Annotated in this window: 16 protein-coding genes and 1 pseudogene; 12 read left to right on the plus strand and 5 right to left on the minus strand. The window is 56.2% G+C overall.

Features of this window, described 5'->3' with window-relative positions:
* Positions 1-22: 22 nt before the first annotated feature.
* Complete coding sequence (locus tag KUC_RS08255) at positions 23-2,731, plus strand: bifunctional diguanylate cyclase/phosphodiesterase (RefSeq protein WP_007112714.1); 2,709 nt, start codon at positions 23-25, stop codon at positions 2,729-2,731.
* On the opposite strand, the gene KUC_RS08260 is transcribed toward KUC_RS08255, so the two are convergent.
* Genes KUC_RS08260 through KUC_RS08280 form a run of 5 tightly spaced genes read right to left on the minus strand, consistent with a single transcriptional unit; the run spans position 2,728 to position 7,572 of the window.
* Positions 2,728-3,750, minus strand: coding sequence for a CobW family GTP-binding protein (locus tag KUC_RS08260; protein ID WP_007112715.1), 1,023 nt, complete (start codon positions 3,748-3,750; stop codon positions 2,728-2,730). The genes KUC_RS08255 and KUC_RS08260 overlap by 4 nt on opposite strands.
* Before the next feature lie 9 nt (positions 3,751-3,759).
* Positions 3,760-4,797: a GTP 3',8-cyclase MoaA gene (gene moaA, locus KUC_RS08265; RefSeq protein WP_007112716.1), complete on the minus strand. Its 1,038-nt coding sequence runs from the start codon at positions 4,795-4,797 to the stop codon at positions 3,760-3,762.
* Positions 4,794-6,068, minus strand: a complete 1,275-nt coding sequence (gene moeA / locus KUC_RS08270; RefSeq protein ID WP_007112717.1) for a molybdopterin molybdotransferase MoeA — start codon at positions 6,066-6,068, stop codon at positions 4,794-4,796. Before moeA ends, moaA begins: the two co-directional genes overlap by 4 nt.
* A complete protein-coding gene (gene mobA, locus KUC_RS08275; RefSeq protein WP_007112718.1) occupies positions 6,065-6,688 on the minus strand; it encodes a molybdenum cofactor guanylyltransferase MobA in 624 nt (207 codons plus the stop codon). The genes moeA and mobA overlap by 4 nt, the downstream gene beginning before the upstream one ends.
* Complete coding sequence (locus tag KUC_RS08280) at positions 6,685-7,572, minus strand: formate dehydrogenase accessory sulfurtransferase FdhD (RefSeq protein ID WP_007112719.1); 888 nt, start codon at positions 7,570-7,572, stop codon at positions 6,685-6,687. The genes mobA and KUC_RS08280 overlap by 4 nt, the downstream gene beginning before the upstream one ends.
* Positions 7,573-7,784: 212 nt before the next feature.
* Between KUC_RS08280 and KUC_RS08285 the strand changes: the two genes are divergently transcribed.
* The 11 genes and pseudogenes from KUC_RS08285 to KUC_RS20015 all read left to right on the plus strand — a co-directional run.
* The gene (locus KUC_RS08285; protein ID WP_040479944.1) at positions 7,785-8,225 is read left to right on the plus strand and encodes a DUF3305 domain-containing protein; all 441 of its coding nucleotides are present in this window, start codon (positions 7,785-7,787) and stop codon (positions 8,223-8,225) included.
* On the plus strand, positions 8,222-8,845 hold the full coding sequence (locus tag KUC_RS08290) for a DUF3306 domain-containing protein (protein WP_007112721.1): 624 nt from the start codon (positions 8,222-8,224) through the stop codon (positions 8,843-8,845). The genes KUC_RS08285 and KUC_RS08290 overlap by 4 nt, the downstream gene beginning before the upstream one ends.
* 199 nt (positions 8,846-9,044) lie before the next feature.
* A complete protein-coding gene (locus tag KUC_RS08295) occupies positions 9,045-10,763 on the plus strand; it encodes a 4Fe-4S dicluster domain-containing protein (RefSeq protein ID WP_007112722.1) in 1,719 nt (572 codons plus the stop codon).
* Positions 10,764-10,767: 4 nt separating this feature from the next.
* Positions 10,768-11,382: a TorD/DmsD family molecular chaperone gene (locus KUC_RS08300; RefSeq protein WP_007112723.1), complete on the plus strand. Its 615-nt coding sequence runs from the start codon at positions 10,768-10,770 to the stop codon at positions 11,380-11,382.
* 106 nt (positions 11,383-11,488) lie between these two features.
* Positions 11,489-11,689, plus strand: coding sequence for a twin-arginine translocation signal domain-containing protein (locus tag KUC_RS08305; RefSeq protein WP_050804820.1), 201 nt, complete (start codon positions 11,489-11,491; stop codon positions 11,687-11,689).
* A 24-nt stretch (positions 11,690-11,713) separates the two neighbouring features.
* Positions 11,714-14,566 (plus strand): molybdopterin-dependent oxidoreductase, encoded by a 2,853-nt coding sequence (locus tag KUC_RS08310; RefSeq protein WP_007112725.1) that lies wholly within the window; start codon positions 11,714-11,716, stop codon positions 14,564-14,566.
* A gap of 79 nt (positions 14,567-14,645) precedes the next feature.
* Complete coding sequence (gene fdh3B / locus KUC_RS08315) at positions 14,646-15,260, plus strand: formate dehydrogenase FDH3 subunit beta (RefSeq protein WP_007112726.1); 615 nt, start codon at positions 14,646-14,648, stop codon at positions 15,258-15,260.
* Positions 15,261-15,271: 11 nt separating this feature from the next.
* Positions 15,272-16,372 carry a formate dehydrogenase subunit gamma gene (locus tag KUC_RS08320; protein WP_007112727.1) on the plus strand — a complete coding sequence of 367 codons (1,101 nt, stop codon included), beginning with the start codon at positions 15,272-15,274 and terminating at the stop codon, positions 16,370-16,372.
* A 106-nt stretch (positions 16,373-16,478) separates the two neighbouring features.
* The gene (locus KUC_RS08325) at positions 16,479-16,811 is read left to right on the plus strand and encodes a DUF1244 domain-containing protein (protein ID WP_007112728.1); all 333 of its coding nucleotides are present in this window, start codon (positions 16,479-16,481) and stop codon (positions 16,809-16,811) included.
* A gap of 5 nt (positions 16,812-16,816) precedes the next feature.
* Positions 16,817-17,338 carry a molybdenum cofactor biosynthesis protein B gene (moaB, locus tag KUC_RS08330; protein WP_040479950.1) on the plus strand — a complete coding sequence of 174 codons (522 nt, stop codon included), beginning with the start codon at positions 16,817-16,819 and terminating at the stop codon, positions 17,336-17,338.
* Positions 17,331-17,542, plus strand: a pseudogene (locus tag KUC_RS20015) (molybdopterin molybdotransferase MoeA); the annotation flags it as partial. The gene moaB and the pseudogene KUC_RS20015, both read left to right, overlap by 8 nt.

The following is a 17,542-nucleotide window of genomic DNA, read 5'->3' on the forward strand; positions in this document are numbered from 1 at the left end:
GCCCGAATAAGGCCTCTGCGCGATGTCCGTTACTCCCATTAATGTAAATGATGATGTTTTAAAAGCTACCAAGACTTATCGTCAACAACGCCGTCATGTGGTTGCGTTATATCTGTTAGCACTGTTCGTCATGACGGTACTGTTTGGTTGGCTGCTGAGCGAACAGTACAAGCAAGAAATTGAGGCCGCTGAGTCGCGGATTACCGCCCGCGCTAATGTGGTCAATGAGTGGGCGAAAGGCGTGTTTGCACAAAGCGGTCAAGCCCTGTTTGGGCTTGCGGAATTGCTGGCGTTGCAAGGGATGCCTAATAGTGACAATGATCAGGCGCTTAAGCGCTCATTAGAAAACCTGACCCTATATATGCCAATGGTGGACGAAATCACTGTTTTGAGCGCCGAAGGCCGAGCACTGGCGAGCGGCCGCGGCAACCGAAAACCAGATGCTGATATCAGCGAGTCAGCGTTTTTTAATGCATTCAAGCAAGCCGGGCAGAAGGAGCTGATTACCCCGCTCTACTGGTCTGACATTGATCAACGCTACTATCTGTACCATGGCCGACGATTAGAGACCTCGACAGGCGAATTCGCAGGCGTGGCCATCTCTAGCATTGTGCCTGAAGTATTTGCCGACGCGCTTGAGCAGATGAGTGTTTACGACGGCGAGAGCATTGCGCTGGTCGACCCCGGTTTAAAATTTATTGCTCGATACCCGATACCGGAGGAGCCATTTTCGATCGGCAGTCAAATTGATAGTCCAGAAACGACTGAGTGGCTCGCCCGTGGTGAGTCTACTTGGTCTATCAACTTTGACTCACCTATTGATGGCCGTAAGCGGCTGTTCCGCATACTGAGAGTAGGCGAGTATCCCATGCTGGCGGTGGTAGGCATCGATCTTAACGAGCTGCTATCGGCGTGGCGCCAGCGTGCCTTGATCTTAACGCTGGTGATGGCCGTTATTGCCCTGCTGGGTGCCTGGGGGGCACGACACTACTTAAACCGTTTAGCGTTGGCACATCAATTGCGCCAGCGTATTGAAGAGCGTGAACAGGCGCGTGCAGAGGCTCAAATTGCCGCTGCCGCTTTTCAAACTCACTTAGGCATTCTTATTACCGATCCACGGGGCACCATTCTCAAGGTTAATGAAACCTTCAGCCGCATTACCGGCTATAGCGAAGCCGAGATAGTGGGTAATAACCCGCGTATGTTTAGCTCTGGCCTACAAAATGCAGCCTTTTATCGTCGTTTATGGAAACGAGTCATCAAAACAGGTAATTGGGAAGGCGAGATATGGAACCAGCGTAAGAGTGGTGAACTGTTTCCTGAATGGCTAACCATTAGCGCGGTGTACGACGTAGCGGGCACATTAACTCACTACGTGGCCACTATGAGCGATATCAGTGAGCGCAAAGCCGCAGAGCAAGAAATCCATCAACTTGCGTTTTATGACACCTTAACCGGATTGGCAAACCGGCGGCTGTTTATGGATCGTATAGATACCGCCCTCAAGGAGCTCCAGCGGCATCAGCGTTGCGGGGCACTGCTATTTATCGATATCGATAACTTTAAGCAAATCAATGACACCCTGGGTCACTATGCGGGAGACCAAGTGTTACAGCGCGTTGCTCGGCGGATGGGCCAGATGCTGCGCGATACCGATACCTTGGCACGGCTGGGGAGCGATGAGTTTGCGGTATTAATTGAGGGCGTTGATAGCAATCACGCCCAAACCAATCGGCTTGTGGAGCGTATCGCGCATAAGTTGCTGGCAGCCCTTAACGAGCCAATCGGCCTTGCCGAAGAGAGCATCATGGTAACGGGTAATATTGGTATTGCGATTATGGCGAGCAATGAGTACGGCGTTGATGACTATCTGCAGCAAGTGGATATGGCGCTTTTTCAGGCTAAGAGCAACGGCCGCCATGGTGTGTGCTTTTTTGATCCCTCAATGCAGGCTGCGCTTCTTGCTCATGTAAAATTAGAGGCGGATCTGATCCAAGCGCAGGCAAGTCAGCAGTGGCAGCTCTATTATCAGCCTCAGGTGGATCAACACGGCAGGATTACTGGCGTGGAAGCGCTACTGCGCTGGCATCACCCCGAGCGCGGCATGGTCTCTCCAGGCGATTTTATTCCACTGTTGGAAAGCAATGAGCTGATAAACGATGTGGGCGAATGGGTATTGGAAGATGCCTGCTATCAATTGGCTCGCTGGGCGCAGCACCCGAGGCTTAGCGAATTGACCATATCGGTGAATATCAGTCCGCTACAGTTTCGCGATGAGCAATTTCTGGCCCGTGTAGAGGGGGTGTTTGCGCGTACCCAGGCACCGCTTCAGCAGCTAAAATTGGAAGTGACCGAGTCGCTATTTGTGGAAGCGCGAGATGACGCTCGGGATAAAATGCTCGCTCTTAAAGCGCGCGGCGTACGCTTCTCCCTGGATGATTTTGGCACCGGCTACTCGTCACTGGCTTATTTAGCTCAACTACCGCTGGATCAGCTAAAAATCGACCAATCCTTTGTGCAGCAGGTGCTCGAAAGCCAAGCCAACGCGGCGATTGTCGAGAGTACCATTGCCCTGGCAGAGAGCCTCAATCTAGAGGTTATTGCGGAAGGAGTAGAGACCAAAGCGCAGCAAGCGTGGCTTCTGGCGCATGACTGTCATGCTTCTCAAGGCTATCTGTTTGGGCGACCGGTCACCGCAGAGGCCATTGAGCGATTGATTACGGGCGATTAACCTAGCATCAGTAAGCGAAGTCGGCCTTCGATATCGATATTGAGAGCGGGGCTCGTATCGGGAAGGATAACTTCCAGCCGGGAGTCTTGCCGCCACGCGCTGCTTTCAACGCTGAGCGTACCTTCGGCGCGGTTAAGGCGTTTCCAGCCGCTATCGGTATGTAACACGCCTTTAATGCGTGCCTCCCTGGGTAGCTCTCCAAAACATTTGGCCAAGCTATCCAGGTCGAAGCGCTCGCTTGGGTGCCAGCGAAACCCCGAACTGGTGTAGCCCAGCGAAGCGCCGGTTTCACGTTGTGGTTTGCCGGGTGGGGGCGGAAAATCAAAAAATGACCCTGCTAAGCTGGGCGTTGTCGCCAGCTGTTGATGGCTGGTGGGCACATTTATAGCGTTCGCTTCGGCGTTTCCGCTTTGGGTCAACAGTACTATCGGTAGTTCGCCTTGCGGGACTTCCTGCACCCATTTGCGCGGTGGCCAGCACTGCGCCACAAAAGCGTGGGCGGCGCTGAGCTGTTCGGGAGTGCTGTGGTCGAGCATGGTCAATGCCACGGCATCGGCCATATCAAGCTGATCGCGAAAAGTGTCGTGCTGCAGGGCGCGGGCGTCGTCCATGCGGCGTGGGTCGAGCGTGGCAATAATATCGCGCACTTCCACCACCTCTTGAAAGGCTTCGCCGCGCAGTAGATCCAGCAGGCCCGCCGGGTGGCCAAGGCCAGAGGGTTCAATGATTACCCGGTCGGGTTTGCTGCGTGCGAGTAAATTCACCAGCGCCGCTTGCAGCACAAAGGCGAGTTGGCAGCACAGGCAGCCGCCGGGCAGGCCTTTCACTACTACATCGTCACGGGCGTCAAACATCGCCTGATCGATACCGATTTGGCCAAACTCGTTGACCAGGATGGCCCACTTTTCATCCACAGGCTTCTGCTCAATTAGGCTGTGGATAAGCGTGGTTTTACCGCTGCCGAGAAAGCCGGTAATGATATGCACTGGTACTTTTATGTTTGCTGTTTCTGCTGCCACTGCCAACGCCTAGCCCCCCGTCATATTCATAAAGCGTACCACCTGCACATCGCCATCGGTGGTGAAGTGGTGGCGCTCCGGTTTTAGCGGCAGGGCGTTGATAATCGCCTCTTTCAGCGCCTGCATATTACCGGGGTGGCGGCGCAGCACGGCGCGCAAATCTACCGAGTGTTCGTTGCCTAAGCAGAGCAGCAAACGGCCTTCCACGGTCACCCGCACCCGATTGCAAGTATCGCAAAAGTTGTGGCTATGGGGGGAGATAAACCCAACCCGGCTATCGCTATCGGCCATTTTGAAGTAGCGCGATGGCCCCGGCGTGGTTTCGGTGGTGGGGATCAACGGGTAGCGCGTTTCGATCAATGCTTGAACATCGTCGCTGGAGTAGAAGGTTTCCGCCCGTGAGTGGTCGGACACATCGCCCAGCGGCATCTCTTCGATAAAGCTAATATCGAGGTTTTCCTGGCGCGCAAAGGTGACCAGGTCGATCACTTCGTCGTCGTTGCGTCCTTTTAAAATCACCGCGTTGAGCTTGATACGTTTAAAGCCAGCTTCCTGAGCGGCATGAATGCCGTCGATAACTTTGGCCAAATCACCGGTACGGGTGAGCTGCTTGAAGCGTTCCGCATCCAGCGAGTCCAGGCTAATATTCAGCCGCCGCAGGCCGCTGGCATAAAGCTGTTTGGCGTGCTTGCGCAGGCTGGCGCCGTTGGTCGTCATGGTGAAATCGTTAAGCCCAGGCATCGCACCGATCTCATCGACCAGCTGCTCAATACCACGGCGCACCAGCGGCTCCCCCCCCGGGAGGGGAATCTTCTCAACACCCAGTTCAGTAAAGGCACGGGCGACCATGGCGATCTCTTCCAGCGTGAGTACCTGGGCACGGGGCAGAAAGGTCATCTCCTCGCTCATGCAGTACACGCAGCGGAAATCACAGCGATCGGTGACCGAAATACGCACATAGCTAATGCGCCGACCAAAGTCGTCGATCAGTTGCTGGCCCGTCTTTAGCTGGCCAGATGGTTGTTGTGCGGGTCGTTGCTCGGTCATAGCCATCCCGTTAGTGGTTGTATGCTGACTACCTCGCCCGGTTGAGCTCCGTCCTGGTCGTTAGCCAGCTCAATCAAGCAATTTGCAGCCACCATCGAGGTTAAAATGCCCGAACCTTGGGCGCCGGTGCTGCGCACATGTAGCTGCCCTTGCTCATCAGTATGGTAGATACCGCGAATAAAATCAGTGCGCTTGAAGCGGCTTTTTAAGGCGGTGTCGGCAATCGCATTAAGGCTGTGGGGCGGCGATACCGGCTGCCCATGAAGCCGATTCAGTAGCGGCGTCACAAACTGTAGAAAGGTTACCATGACCGCCACCGGATTGCCGGGCAAGCCAACAAACGGAGTGCGTGTTGGGCCGAGCCAACCGCAGGCCATGGGGCGGCCAGGTCGCAGCGCTACCCGCCAAAAGGCCAGGCGGCCTAACTGTTCTAGGGCGTCGCGGGTAAAGTCAGCCTGACCGACGGAAACGCCGCCGCTAGTGATCACCAAGTCGCTCTGCTCTGCAGCGTCTTCAAGGGCCGTTTTAATAGCGTTTAAATCGTCTGGCAGGATGCCCAGGTCAATGACGTCGGCGCCGTGTTCGGCAAGCAAGCCCATAAGAGTGAAGCGATTGGCATCATAAATGCCTGCCTGGGGCAGCGGTTCGCCGGGTGCGGTTACCTCATTGCCAGTGGAAAAAATCGCTACCTTTGGGCGCTGACTCACGTTGATCTCGACATAACCCAGTGACGCCAAAAGCCCCAGCGAGGCGGCATCAAGCCGTGTTCCTGCTGGAAGGGCTGTGTCGCCGAGAGCAATATCCTCACCGGCCTGGCGGACATGTTGGCCGTGCTTGAGGAGCTCTGGAGACTCGATGGTCACATGCGCTGGCTTATCATCTTCTATCGTTTCGCGCAGCTGTTCACTCATCACCACTGTATCGGTGCCTGGCGGCAAGGGGGCGCCGGTGGTAATGCGCACGCAGTGTCCGGCGGGTACTAATTCGCTGCGATACTGCCCGGCCAACACCTCACCGGCCAGTGGCCAATGGGTTTGCTTGGCCCCAACACCTTCTCTAGCCAAGGCTAGCGCTACGCCATCCATGGCTGCATTGGTATTTTGTGGCACGTTAATGGGGGCCTGAACGGCTGACGCCAAACGGCGGCCATGCGCTTGGGCCAAAGGGATCTGCTCGCTGTCGAGCGGGCGCTCAATCAGGGTGGCGAGCGCCTGACGTGCTTCGTCGACGCTAAGCATCTGTTCGCCAAGATCAAAGCAGGAAAGCGTCATTTCACCTCCTTGCTTGGAGATCCCATGAGTACTTTTTCCAGGCGCAGCTTCTCCTCTTCGGTATTGAGATTGGCAAAGGCGTCGGGGCAGTCCGACATATCGACCTTGCACCAGTCGTGGCGGGCGTACCAGCGGTCAATTTTGCGCTCGCCCTGGGCAAGGGTGGTCGCCAGATCATCGGCCAGCGAGGTGCGCAGTAGTGCAACCACCGGGTGCAGCCGTTCACCGTCAAAGGCCACGGCGATGTCATGCTCGCCGTTCTCTGAGGCAATGCCTTCCACCATCCGCGCCACTAAGTCTGCTGGCAGCGCAGGGGTGTCACAAGGGGCGACGAGTAACCAAGGCGTTTTTGCCGCCCGTAGGCCGCTATAGATGCCCATCAGCGGGCCTTTAAAGCCATCTTCAGCATCAGCAATGACCCGATCAGCGAAAAAGCGGTAGGCGTCGGCATTGCGGTTAGCGTTAATCACTAGCTCGGCCACCTGGCCTTCAAGACGCTTGACCACATGGCCGACTAGCGGCAGGCCCGCGAAAGGTTCAAGCCCTTTGTCGCGCCCGCCCATTCGCCGCCCTTCGCCGCCCGCAAGAATCATGCCGGTGAGTTCGTGAGTGGGTATCATGAGCTTGCCTTTTTTGATGAGCGATATTGTTGCGATGAACGGGCGTGGGATGGGCGCGGTGGAATAGCGTCCAGAGCTAAACGTTTTTGGGTGTTGATCGCTTGAAAATGGCGCCCTTTGGCGCGGGCAACCAGCATGACACCGAAGCGTTCGGCCAATTCGACGCCTTTTTGGGTGACGCCCGAGCGCGATACCAGCACGCTAATACCCATTTGCGCCACTTTCAGCACCATCTCAGACGTCAGCCGCCCGGTGGTGTAGAAAATATCCGCATTGGCGCTATCGGCCTGTTGTAGCCATTGACGCCCCGCCAAGGTATCTACCGCGTTATGCCGTCCTACATCTTCAACAAAGTCGAGCACCGAGGTTTGTTGGCAAAGCGCACAGCCGTGAACGGCGCCAGCGCTGCGGTAGGTCTCATTGTAGGCGTTGAGGTTTTGCAGCAATTGATAGAGCGTGGATTGTGCCAGTTGGGTATCGGGCAGCGCCGTGAGTGCAGTTTGATCGAGCAGCTTACCAAAGACCGTGCCCTGGCCGCAGCCAGTGGTGACTGTGCGGGTGCTTAAGCGTGTTTCTAAATCTTCGGGCAGATGGCGAGTAATCACTACCGCCGCTTCTACTTCCCAATCGACTTGTACGGCTTCTAAATCAGCCGCGGCGTTCAGCAGCCCTTGATTGCGCAGATAGCCGACCACTAGTGCCTCCGGGTCATCGCCCAGAGTCATCAAAGTGACAATTTCACGCTTGTTGAGGTAGACCGTCAACGCTCTTTCAGCGGCGATCGCCTGCTGGCGTGCATCGCCATACTCGTCAACGATGCTGATCTCGGTGGTGGCCGGTAAGCGGGCTCGACTTATCTGAAGAGCGGGCTGAAGGGCGTGCATGGCTAATCCTCGCAAAACGGTTCTCGCAAAACGACAGGGTTGACGATGATGGCGCTGGGGAGGCTTACTTGTCTACCTGTTCAACGGCTACCTGTTCAACGGCTACCTGTTCAACGGCTACCCGTTCAAAGTCTAGGTGCTTTTCTCAAGTGCTTTTCTCAAGTGCTTTTCTCAAGTGCTTCATTAAGTCCTTCATTAAAGGGTTTAACGCGATGTCTGATAATTTACGTTCACTGAGCATCACGCTGGTCGCCGAACCGAAGCAGGTGAAAAGCTTTACGTTGACCCAGTGGCGTATTGCAGAGCTTACCCTTGGCGATCAAGGCCCTAACGTGCTTAACCTGCAACTGTCGATGACCGAGCGTGCTGCCTACCGTTTCAACCTAACGTCTACCACCCCGAGGCTATTTGTGCGGGCGGGCTTTACCGGGCAAACACCCAAGCCGGATGCAATCACCGCCAGCCAGGATGTTGCGGCTGGGTGGTTGGATGGCGAGCAGCAGGTGCTCGAAGCACCAATGCCCATGGCCCTTCAGGTCTGGATTGAGAGCTACTTAGCGCGTCATGGCGAAGCGCCGATGGAAATGCGCAAGAAAAAGCGTAAAGGGGCAGGGCGGGCTAAAGAAACTCCTACCAAGGAGCAGCCGCAATGAGCCGCCTAGAGCGCTGGTCGAGACTAAAACGCAACGTTCCCCAAGAGCAGGATGTGCAGCCAGTGTCACTGCCTGCTGAAGAGACTGTTGATGAACTGACAGTCGAGCGGAATGCTTCACCAATTGAAGTAGAGCCGCCACACCATAGCTCTGACGCAACGCAGACACCGCCAGAACCGGGCAGTCTCGACCACACCTTGCCTGACCCCGAAACGCTGGAAGCGGGCAGCGACTTCAGTACCTTTATGGCGCCAGGAGTCAGTGGAGCCCTGCGGCGGCGTGCTTTGAAACGGCTGTGGGCCACCGGTAATTACAACGTTCGAGATGGCCTGGATGACTACGATGTCGACTATAATAAGTTGTTAAAGCCCATGGGCTCCGAGCTCGCCAGCAAACTACGCCGTTGGACGCATAAAGTGGAAGAGGCGGTTGATAAGTCGTTAGACGAAGCTGAACCCGAGTCCCAAGAAGAGCAGGTAGCCGACGAACCGACAAATGAACAAGCGGTCGCGTTAGAGGAGGAGACCTTAACGCCTTGCGCTGACAGCGACAACATTGTTAAAGATGCGCCGCTAGACGACCAGTCTGATTATTTGTCGGGTACTAAGACGAAAACATGAGGTTGATGTTAAGTCTTTATAATTCAATGGATTAGTGTTGAAAGGGATCCCCAGCGTTGGCAGCGTTGACGGTAATCAGGTTGGCAAATGCCGTATTTCGCCATAGGCTGAACTTAGCTTCAACGCATTGTTATGCGACAATAGTTAAGCAATATAACTCAAAAATATAATAAGAATTATTCCCTGACCGTGAGAACGCATGAATCAACGAATCCAACTGGCGTCGATAGACGACCAGCGCAATGCCGAGGCTCGGGAGACGGTACGCCAGCGTATCTCTTGGCCCGCTAACCTAACGCCTGCAAATGTGACCTATCACAGCCGTGGTCATGCGCTGTTAATAGGTTCGGCCGACGACGTTTACCCAGCCGCTCGCGCGCTTCAAGGGCGCGGCTTGGCATCGCTTACGCTGCTAGTCACTGAGTCTGAAGCGAACAGTCCGGGAGACGATACCCTCGGCTCCAGCGAGCCGCTTGTTATCCAAGCGTTTACCCGCGACCAGCTCAGCCAACTGCGCATTAACGGTTATTTGGGAGCTTTTAGTGTCCAGCTTGATGACGGCGATTCACCGCTGGATCTCGCCCGTGCACTCATTGAACGCGATAGCTTTGACCTCATCCTAGATCTTGCCGCCACTACCCACACCCAGCGCTGGGAACTACCGCCGCCGGGTTATGTGGTAATGCAGTGGCAAAATGTTGAGCAGCGCAGCGACACTCTCGACGATTTTGTAGGGCTAGTGGGCGAGTTCGACAAGCCGCGCTATTTCCAGGTCAATAGCGACTTATGTGCCCACTCCACCAGCGGCAATATTGGCTGCACCCGCTGCTTGGACGTCTGCCCCGCGGATGCTATCTCCAGCATTCAGGGGCGAATTGAGTCACATATTGAGATTGATCCCTTTCTCTGCCAAGGCGTCGGCAGTTGTACCAGCGCCTGCCCCACCGGGGCTATCGAATTTCGCTTGCCGGAAACACGCCGCCAACAGGATACCCTCTCCGCTTGGCTAGCAGCCTATCGCGAAGCGGGTGGCCAAGCGCCGGTGCTGCGCTTTATTACCCATGATTCCCAAGATGCTGAGCGCGCAGCGGGTGAAGTCCCCGCAGGCCATATCATCGACGCACCGCTAGAAGAGCTGGGCGCGGCGGGCCACGACCAGTGGCTAACTGCTCTGGCCGCCGGTGCCGCCGAAGTGCGTATCCAGCTGCATCCCGAAATGCCCGCACGATTGAGCGCTTTTTTGCTCGATCAGGTTGCCCAAGCCCATGCGTTGCTGGACGCCTTGGGCCATGACCGCGCTCGCGTAAAACTGATCGAGATAGCCGATGGCACCGCCCGCGATGCGCTACCGGCACTAACGCCGTTGACAGAGACTTCACTTAGCCTGCCCGAGCCAGAAAAACGCGCACGCTTGAACCGTGTGCTGGCGCGGCTGGCCGAATTAGGCAACCCCAGCGACGAGCGAGCTGCAGTGCCGGTAGGCGCTGCCTACGGCGCCATTCAAGTCGATAGAGATGCCTGCACGCTATGCCACGCCTGTGTCAGCAACTGCCCGACTCCGGCATTAAAATCAGGCGGCAACACGCCCGCGCTGAGCTTCCTTGAAGCAGACTGTGTGCAGTGCGGCTTGTGTGAGCAGGCTTGCCCAGAGAATGCGATCACTCTGATACCCGGCTTCCTGGCTTCCAATGCCCGCGAGACGCGCCAGATCTGCCACGAAGAGGCGGCCTTTGAGTGCATTAGCTGTGGTAAGCCGTTTGCCACTGTCAGCACGGTAGCGACGATTAAACAGAAACTTGCCAACCACCCCTACTTTGCCGGTGAGGCAATGATCCGCCTGGAAATGTGCGAAGACTGCCGAGTAAAAGATGTGTGGAAAACCATGATTCGCGACCCTGACGCGCAACTGAAGGTATAAGCCGATGACGGATGCACTGCCCACGCTTAAAGAAGCGGATGCGCTACGCGCCGATATCTACCGGCTGTTAGCCACACTGTTGCGTCAAGCGCCGGACACAGAGTTGCTGGATTGGCTGGCTGATTTGGCTATCGAGCAAGATGGCAGCCGCCTGGCGGAATGCTGGCAAGCGCTGGCCATCGCTGCCCAGAATGCCAACGTAGAGCAACTGCAGCGAGCCCACTTTCGCCTCCTGGTTGGCGTGATTCAAGGTGAAGTGGTGCCCTACGCCTCCTGGTACCGCAACGGCGAGTTAATGGAAGCGGCGCTGGTGGCGCTGCGTCGTGATTTGAAAGTGCTTGGCTTTGTGCGCAGCGAGCATACCCGTGATCCAGAAGATCATCTGGCTGCGCTATGTGAAGTGATGGCGATGTTGATTGACGCCGAGAGCGCTGAGCAGGGCTATTTCTTTGACCAACATTTAGCACCCTGGGCGGCCAGCTGTTTTGCCGATCTAGGACAGGTAGACACCGCTTTCTATGCAGCGCTGGGGCAGTTAGGTAGCGCTTTTATGGGGAGTGAGCAGGCTCGCTTAAGCGTTGATCCGGGCCACACACCGGTGCGGATCGTGGAACCTTAGCGAAGGCTCCATAAAAACATTACATAAAAACATTAGTAAAGAGCCAAAAACAGTATAAGAAACTGCATAAAAGACCCTGGATAAGAGCATGCTAGAGGAGAATCTCATGCACAAATCACATAATTCTGAGCGCCGCCGGTTTATGAAAACCGTTGGGTTGGGAACCGCCGCTGCTGGCGCCGCGGCGGCAGTCGGTCATGTCACTCTGGCCCAGGCCGAGACTGCCCCAGTGAAAAACGAAAAACCATCAGTTAACTATCGTGAGACTGATCACGTCCGTGCTTATTACGCCTCGCTGCGTGACTGACGGCGGAATGCCAGGAGATTTGCCATGCGCTTAACTCGCAAAACAGACGCCCCCAAGGCCTCCGGGCTGGGTATTTCCCGTCGCCAGTTCCTCAAACGTAGCGGTGCAGCTACCGGCGGTGTGGCCGCCGTTGGCTTTATGGGTGCGCCCATGATGCAGCGTTCGGAAGCAGCTGACAAAACACCCGTGCTGGACTCGCCGGTCGAGACCAAACGTACTATTTGCTCACACTGTTCAGTGGGTTGTGGCGTTTACGCAGAAGTTCAAGAGGGTATTTGGACCAAGCAAGAACCCGCTTTCGATCACCCCATCAACCGTGGTGCGCACTGCGCCAAAGGTGCCTCGCTGCGCCAGCACGGTCACTCCACGCGACGTCTTAAGTACCCGATGAAGCTGGTGGCCGGTGAATGGGAACGCATGAGCTGGGATGACGCCATTAACGAAATTGGCGACAAACTGCTTGAACTACGCGAAGAGCACGGCCCAGACAGCGTTTACTGGCTGGGTTCGGCAAAGTTCAACAACGAGCAAGCGTATTTAATGCGCAAGCTTGCTTCGCTGTGGGGCACTAACAATACCGACCACCAGGCGCGTATCTGCCACTCCACCACCGTGGCGGGCGTGGCGAATACCTGGGGTTATGGCGCCATGACCAACTCGCTGAACGACATGCATAACAGCAAGGCGATTCTGTTCATTGGCTCCAACCCCAGTGAAGCGCACCCGGTGGCGATGCAGCATATCCTGATCGCCAAAGAGCGCAACAACTGCGACATTATCGTCGCCGACCCGCGCTTTACCCGCACTGCCGCCAAGGCCAACAAATACGTGCGACTACGTCCCGGTTCGGACGTTGCCTATATTTGGGGCTTGTTGTGGCACATTTTCGAAAACGGCTGGGAAGATAACGAGTACATCAATCAGCGCGTTTACGGTATGGATGAAGTGCGCGCTGAAGTCGCCAACTTTACGCCCAGCGTTGTAGAAGAAGTCACCGGCGTTCCCGAAGCCGAGATGTACGATGTCGCCAAACGCCTCTCTGACAACCGCCCTGGCTGTGTCGTTTGGTGTATGGGCGGCACCCAGCACACCACCGGCAACAACAACACCCGGGCTTACTGCATCCTTGAGTTGGCACTGGGCAACATCGGTAAAGCGGGCGGCGGCGCTAACATTCTGCGTGGCCACGATAACGTGCAGGGCGCGACCGACCTGGGGCTTGGCTGTGACTCGCTACCGGGCTACTACGGCTTATCCGAAGGCGCTTGGCAGCATTGGGCGCAGGTGTGGGATCTCGACTACGAGTGGATCAAAGGCCGCTACGACGACACCGAATATGCCGATGGTAAGCCCATGTACAGTGCCGGGATTACTGTGTCGCGCTGGGTCGACGGCGTGCTCGAAGAGGACGAGAACATCTCCCAGCGTACCGCGCTGAAAGCAATGTTCTACTGGGGGCATGCGGTTAACTCCCAAACCCGCGGCGTCGAAATGCAAAAAGCCATGCAGAAGCTTGAGATGATGGTCATCGTTGACCCTTATCCCACCGTTGCCTCGGTAATGCACGACCGTAGCGACGGTGTGTATCTGCTGCCAGCGGCGACCCAGTTCGAAACCACCGGCAGTGTCACCGCCACCAACCGTTCGATTCAGTGGCGTGACCGCGTGATTGAGCCGTTGTTCGAGTCCAAGCCTGACCACGAAATCATGTACCTGTTTGCTCGTAAGCTGGGCTTCGGTAATGAGCTGGTTAAGAACTATCAGATGAACGGTGACGAGCCGCTCATTGACGACATTCTGCGCGAAATCAACAGCGGTATGTGGACGGTAGGCTACACCGGGCAAAGCCCCGAACGCCTCAAGGAGCACCAGAAAAACTGGCACACCTTTAGCTTCGAAAACCTGCGTGCAGAGGGTGGCCCGGCAGATGGTGATTACTACGGCTTGCCGTGGCCCTGCTGGGGTACGCCAGAGTTTAAACACCCGGGCTCGCCCAATCTTTACGATACCAGCGTACCGGTGATGGAAGGGGGCATGGGCTTCCGTGCCCGTTTCGGTATCGAGCGAGATGGCGTTAACCTGCTGGCGGAAGGTTCAGCACCAGTGGGCGGGGATATCGACGACGGCTATCCAGAGTTCAATGACCAGTTGCTTAAAGATTTAGGCTGGTGGGACGACCTGACCGCCGAAGAGAAGCAGGCGGCGGAAGGTAAAAACTGGAAAACCGACCTCTCTGGCGGTATCCAGCGCGTCACCATTGAGCATGGTTGTGCGCCCTACGGCAACGCCAAGGCACGCGCCGTGGTCTGGACGTTCCCCGACCAGGTGCCGAAGCACCGCGAGCCGCTCTACACCACGCGCCGTGATTTGGTTGAACGCTTCCCTACCTGGGACGACTTCGACTCCATCATGCGCCTGCCGACCATGTACAAAACCATCCAGGATCGCGATAACAGCGGCGATTACCCCATCATTCTCACCTCTGGGCGTTTGGTTGAGTACGAAGGTGGTGGGGAAGAGACGCGTTCCATGTCGTGGCTGGCCGAGCTGCAGCAAGAGATGTTTGTTGAGATCAACCCGGCGAATGCCAACGACCTAAGCATCAAAGATGGTGACGATGTCTGGGTCGAAGGTGCAGAAGGCGGCCGTGTGAAAGTTAAAGCCCTGGTCACACCGCGTGTCGACCGTAACGTGGCGTTTATGCCGTTCCACTTTGGCGGCATGTTCCAGGGCGAAAGCCTGCGCGACCGTTATCCAGATGGATCGGATCCGTACATCATCGGTGAAGCGGCCAATACGGCCACCACCTATGGTTACGATCCGGTGACACTGATGCAAGAGACCAAGTGCACCATCTGCCGCATTGAGCGGGCATAAGCTTAAAAAAAGTCGCGACCGACCGACCTGACAGCACGACGGTGCGGGAGCCATCCCGCACCAGCATGAGGAGAACACCATGGCTCAAATGAAATTTATGTGTGACGCCGAACGCTGCATCGAATGCAACGGCTGCGTCACCGCGTGTAAAAATGCCAACGATGTCGAGTGGGGCATTCAGCGCCGCCGCGTGGTCACGCTCAACGACGGCGAAGCGAGTGAAATGTCCATTTCCGTCGCCTGTATGCACTGTGACGATGCCCCTTGCATGGCGGTGTGCCCCACCGACTGCTTCTACAAAACCGATGACGGCATCGTGCTACACGACAAAGACCTCTGCATCGGCTGCGGCTACTGCCTCTACGCCTGTCCGTTTGGCGCTCCGCAGTTTCCCCAGCAGGATGCGTTCGGTGAGCGCGGTAAGATGGACAAATGCACCTTCTGCGCGGGCGGCCCAGCCGAAAGCAAAGAAGAGGAGTACCAGAAATACGGCTCCAACCGCATTGCCGAAGGTAAACTGCCGCTATGTGCCGAGATGTGCTCCACCAAAGCGCTGCTGGCCGGTGATGCCCAAGACGTTGCCGATATCTTCCGCCAGCGCGTCGTCCATCGCGGCCACAAAGATGGCGCCTGGTCGAATAACCCACAGGCCAGTGCCGACAACCTAGCCTATGATGCTGCCCATAAAGGGTAAGGAGGCGTGTCATGAACCTGTTGACTGCACAGGCACCCGGTGGGGTGCCGCGCTCAGGTAAAGGGCTCGCCCTGGGCATTTTGCGCTTTATGTTGGTGGCGCTTGCTCTAGTGCTAAGCCTCGGCTTTACGCAAGTGGCTGTTGCGCAGGCGGATCCTGACCGCGAAATGACCACTGCCGCCCCCGGCATTACCGCTGACCAGTGGCGTCAGGTGCGCAGTGGAGAAACCGGGCCTAACTACCGTGATTCACGTGCTGATAGTAACTACAGCTTGATCAATGCAAGCGGTGAAACCTGGCGGCAGATTCGCAACCGCTGGGTGTCGCCGTTTGGTTTGATTGCGGTCTTTGGCATGGCGGCGCTGATCGCGCTGTTCTACTTCATCGTTGGGCGTAAGGAGCTTGAGGCGCCGCGTACAGGTCGCCTGTTATTGCGTTGGACGCTAATGAAACGCGCGCTGCACTGGACGGTAGCGACGCTGTTTATCATTTTAGCGATAACGGGGATGACGCTGCTATTCGGCAAGTTTGTGTTCCGCCCGCTGTTTGGCGATGGGGTTTGGGCTTGGATGATTGCGGCAACGAAAGTGCTGCATAACTACCTGGGGCCAATCTTCGGCATTCTGCTGGTGATTCTGCTGGTCAGTGTGATCAAAGAGAATATTCCCAAAAAACATGATCTTGTTTGGTTCAAAAAAGGCGGCGGTATGATTGGCAAGCAGCATGTAGATGCAGGCTTTGCCAACGGTGGCGAAAAAGCCTGGTACTGGCTGTTAGCAACAGTGGGCATTTTAGTAGTCGCAAGTGGCTTTGTGCTCGATTTCCCCAACTTTGACCAGAGCCGTGACACCATGCAGTGGGCCAATATTATCCACGCAGTGGGTGCATTGGGTCTTACGGCTGTTTCATTAGGGCATATCTATATCGGCACGCTGGGCACCGAAGGCGCGCTAGAGGGTATGACCACGGGCTACGTGGATGAGACCTGGGCCAAAGAGCACCACAATCTGTGGTACGAAGAGGTCAAAGACCAAACGCTATCGGAACAAGAGGTGGCGGCACGCAAGTCATCTGGCGGCAGCGCTGATCCGTCCGCGACGCGAACCAGTTGATACGTTCGTAATGGTAGCGAAGACACCGCCTTTTGGCGGTGTCTTTTGTTATGCTTCACCTTAAGTTATTCAATAACCAAAAGTCATATTTATTAGAGGAAAGGTTATGTCAGCGTTTGATCAGTTAGACCCAACCACGCGCACCGAGCTTGAGGCCGCTGCGTTTCGGCGCTTGCTACAACATCTGGACGATAACAAAGATGTCCAGAATATCGACCTGATGATTCTGGCGGACTTTTGCCGCAACTGCTTATCGAAATGGCTGGTGAGCGCCGCTGAAGCGCGTGATGAAAGCCTCAACTACGACGAGGCCCGTGAGTATGTATACGGTATGCCTTACAGCGAGTGGAAGGAGCTTTACCAACCGGAAGCCACGCCAGAGCAAATGGCGGCTTGGGAAGCGCACCACGCCAAAAAGAAAGCGGCCAAACAGGGGTGATGTCGATGAGTGAGCCAATGGTGTCCCTCAATATAGCTGTCCTCACGGTCTCCGATACGCGCACTGAAGAGACGGATCGCAGCGGCCAAGCATTAGTCGAGCGCTTGACCAGCGCTGAGCACACACTCGCTGAAAAGCGCATTGTGCCTGACGATGTCTACCGCATTCGTGCGGTGGTCGCCAACTGGATCGCCGATACGGAAGTGCAAGTGGTGATCACCACCGGCGGCACCGGCTTTACTGGCCGCGACTCCACGCCGGAAGCTATTTCGGTACTATTGGATAAGCGTATCGAAGGCTTTGGCGAACGCTTTCGCCAGCTAAGCGGTGAAGAGATCGGCAGCTCCACCATTCAAAGCCGCTGCCTTGGCGGCCTAGCCAACGCCACGGTCGTGTTCTGCCTGCCAGGCTCAACAGGCGCCTGCCGAACAGGTTGGGACGGCATTCTGGCTGAACAGTTGGATAGCCGCCATAAGCCTTGTAACTTCGCCAATTTGGTCATCCCGGGTCGGGGGCAGCATGGCTGACTTGCAGCCGATATCAGCCGCGCTTGAAGCCTTACTGGCAGACGTAAGTGCACTAGGGGCAGAGAGCGTTTCACTAGAAGCCGCTGCCGGACGTGTGTTGGCTGAACCAGTTACAGCCCAGCTGGATGTGCCGCCATTCGATAATAGCGCGATGGACGGCTATGCCTTGCGCGCAGCTGATGCCGGCCAGTGGCTGCCGGGAAG

The organism is Vreelandella boliviensis LC1, from assembly GCF_000236035.1.
Lineage (GTDB): Bacteria > Pseudomonadota > Gammaproteobacteria > Pseudomonadales > Halomonadaceae > Vreelandella > Vreelandella boliviensis.

Coding starts and splice junctions, on each gene's coding strand:
- KUC_RS08305 (WP_050804820.1), top strand. CDS start 11,489: ATGCACAAATCACATAATTCTGAGCGCCGCCGGTTTATGAAAACCGTT.
- moaA (WP_007112716.1), bottom strand. CDS start 4,797: ATGACCGAGCAACGACCCGCACAACAACCATCTGGCCAGCTAAAGACG.
- moeA (WP_007112717.1), bottom strand. CDS start 6,068: ATGACGCTTTCCTGCTTTGATCTTGGCGAACAGATGCTTAGCGTCGAC.
- KUC_RS08300 (WP_007112723.1), top strand. CDS start 10,768: ATGACGGATGCACTGCCCACGCTTAAAGAAGCGGATGCGCTACGCGCC.
- KUC_RS08295 (WP_007112722.1), top strand. CDS start 9,045: ATGAATCAACGAATCCAACTGGCGTCGATAGACGACCAGCGCAATGCC.
- KUC_RS08310 (WP_007112725.1), top strand. CDS start 11,714: ATGCGCTTAACTCGCAAAACAGACGCCCCCAAGGCCTCCGGGCTGGGT.
- KUC_RS08290 (WP_007112721.1), top strand. CDS start 8,222: ATGAGCCGCCTAGAGCGCTGGTCGAGACTAAAACGCAACGTTCCCCAA.
- moaB (WP_040479950.1), top strand. CDS start 16,817: ATGAGTGAGCCAATGGTGTCCCTCAATATAGCTGTCCTCACGGTCTCC.
- mobA (WP_007112718.1), bottom strand. CDS start 6,688: ATGATACCCACTCACGAACTCACCGGCATGATTCTTGCGGGCGGCGAA.
- KUC_RS08285 (WP_040479944.1), top strand. CDS start 7,785: ATGTCTGATAATTTACGTTCACTGAGCATCACGCTGGTCGCCGAACCG.
- KUC_RS08255 (WP_007112714.1), top strand. CDS start 23: ATGTCCGTTACTCCCATTAATGTAAATGATGATGTTTTAAAAGCTACC.
- KUC_RS08325 (WP_007112728.1), top strand. CDS start 16,479: ATGTCAGCGTTTGATCAGTTAGACCCAACCACGCGCACCGAGCTTGAG.
- fdh3B (WP_007112726.1), top strand. CDS start 14,646: ATGGCTCAAATGAAATTTATGTGTGACGCCGAACGCTGCATCGAATGC.
- KUC_RS08320 (WP_007112727.1), top strand. CDS start 15,272: ATGAACCTGTTGACTGCACAGGCACCCGGTGGGGTGCCGCGCTCAGGT.
- KUC_RS08280 (WP_007112719.1), bottom strand. CDS start 7,572: ATGCACGCCCTTCAGCCCGCTCTTCAGATAAGTCGAGCCCGCTTACCG.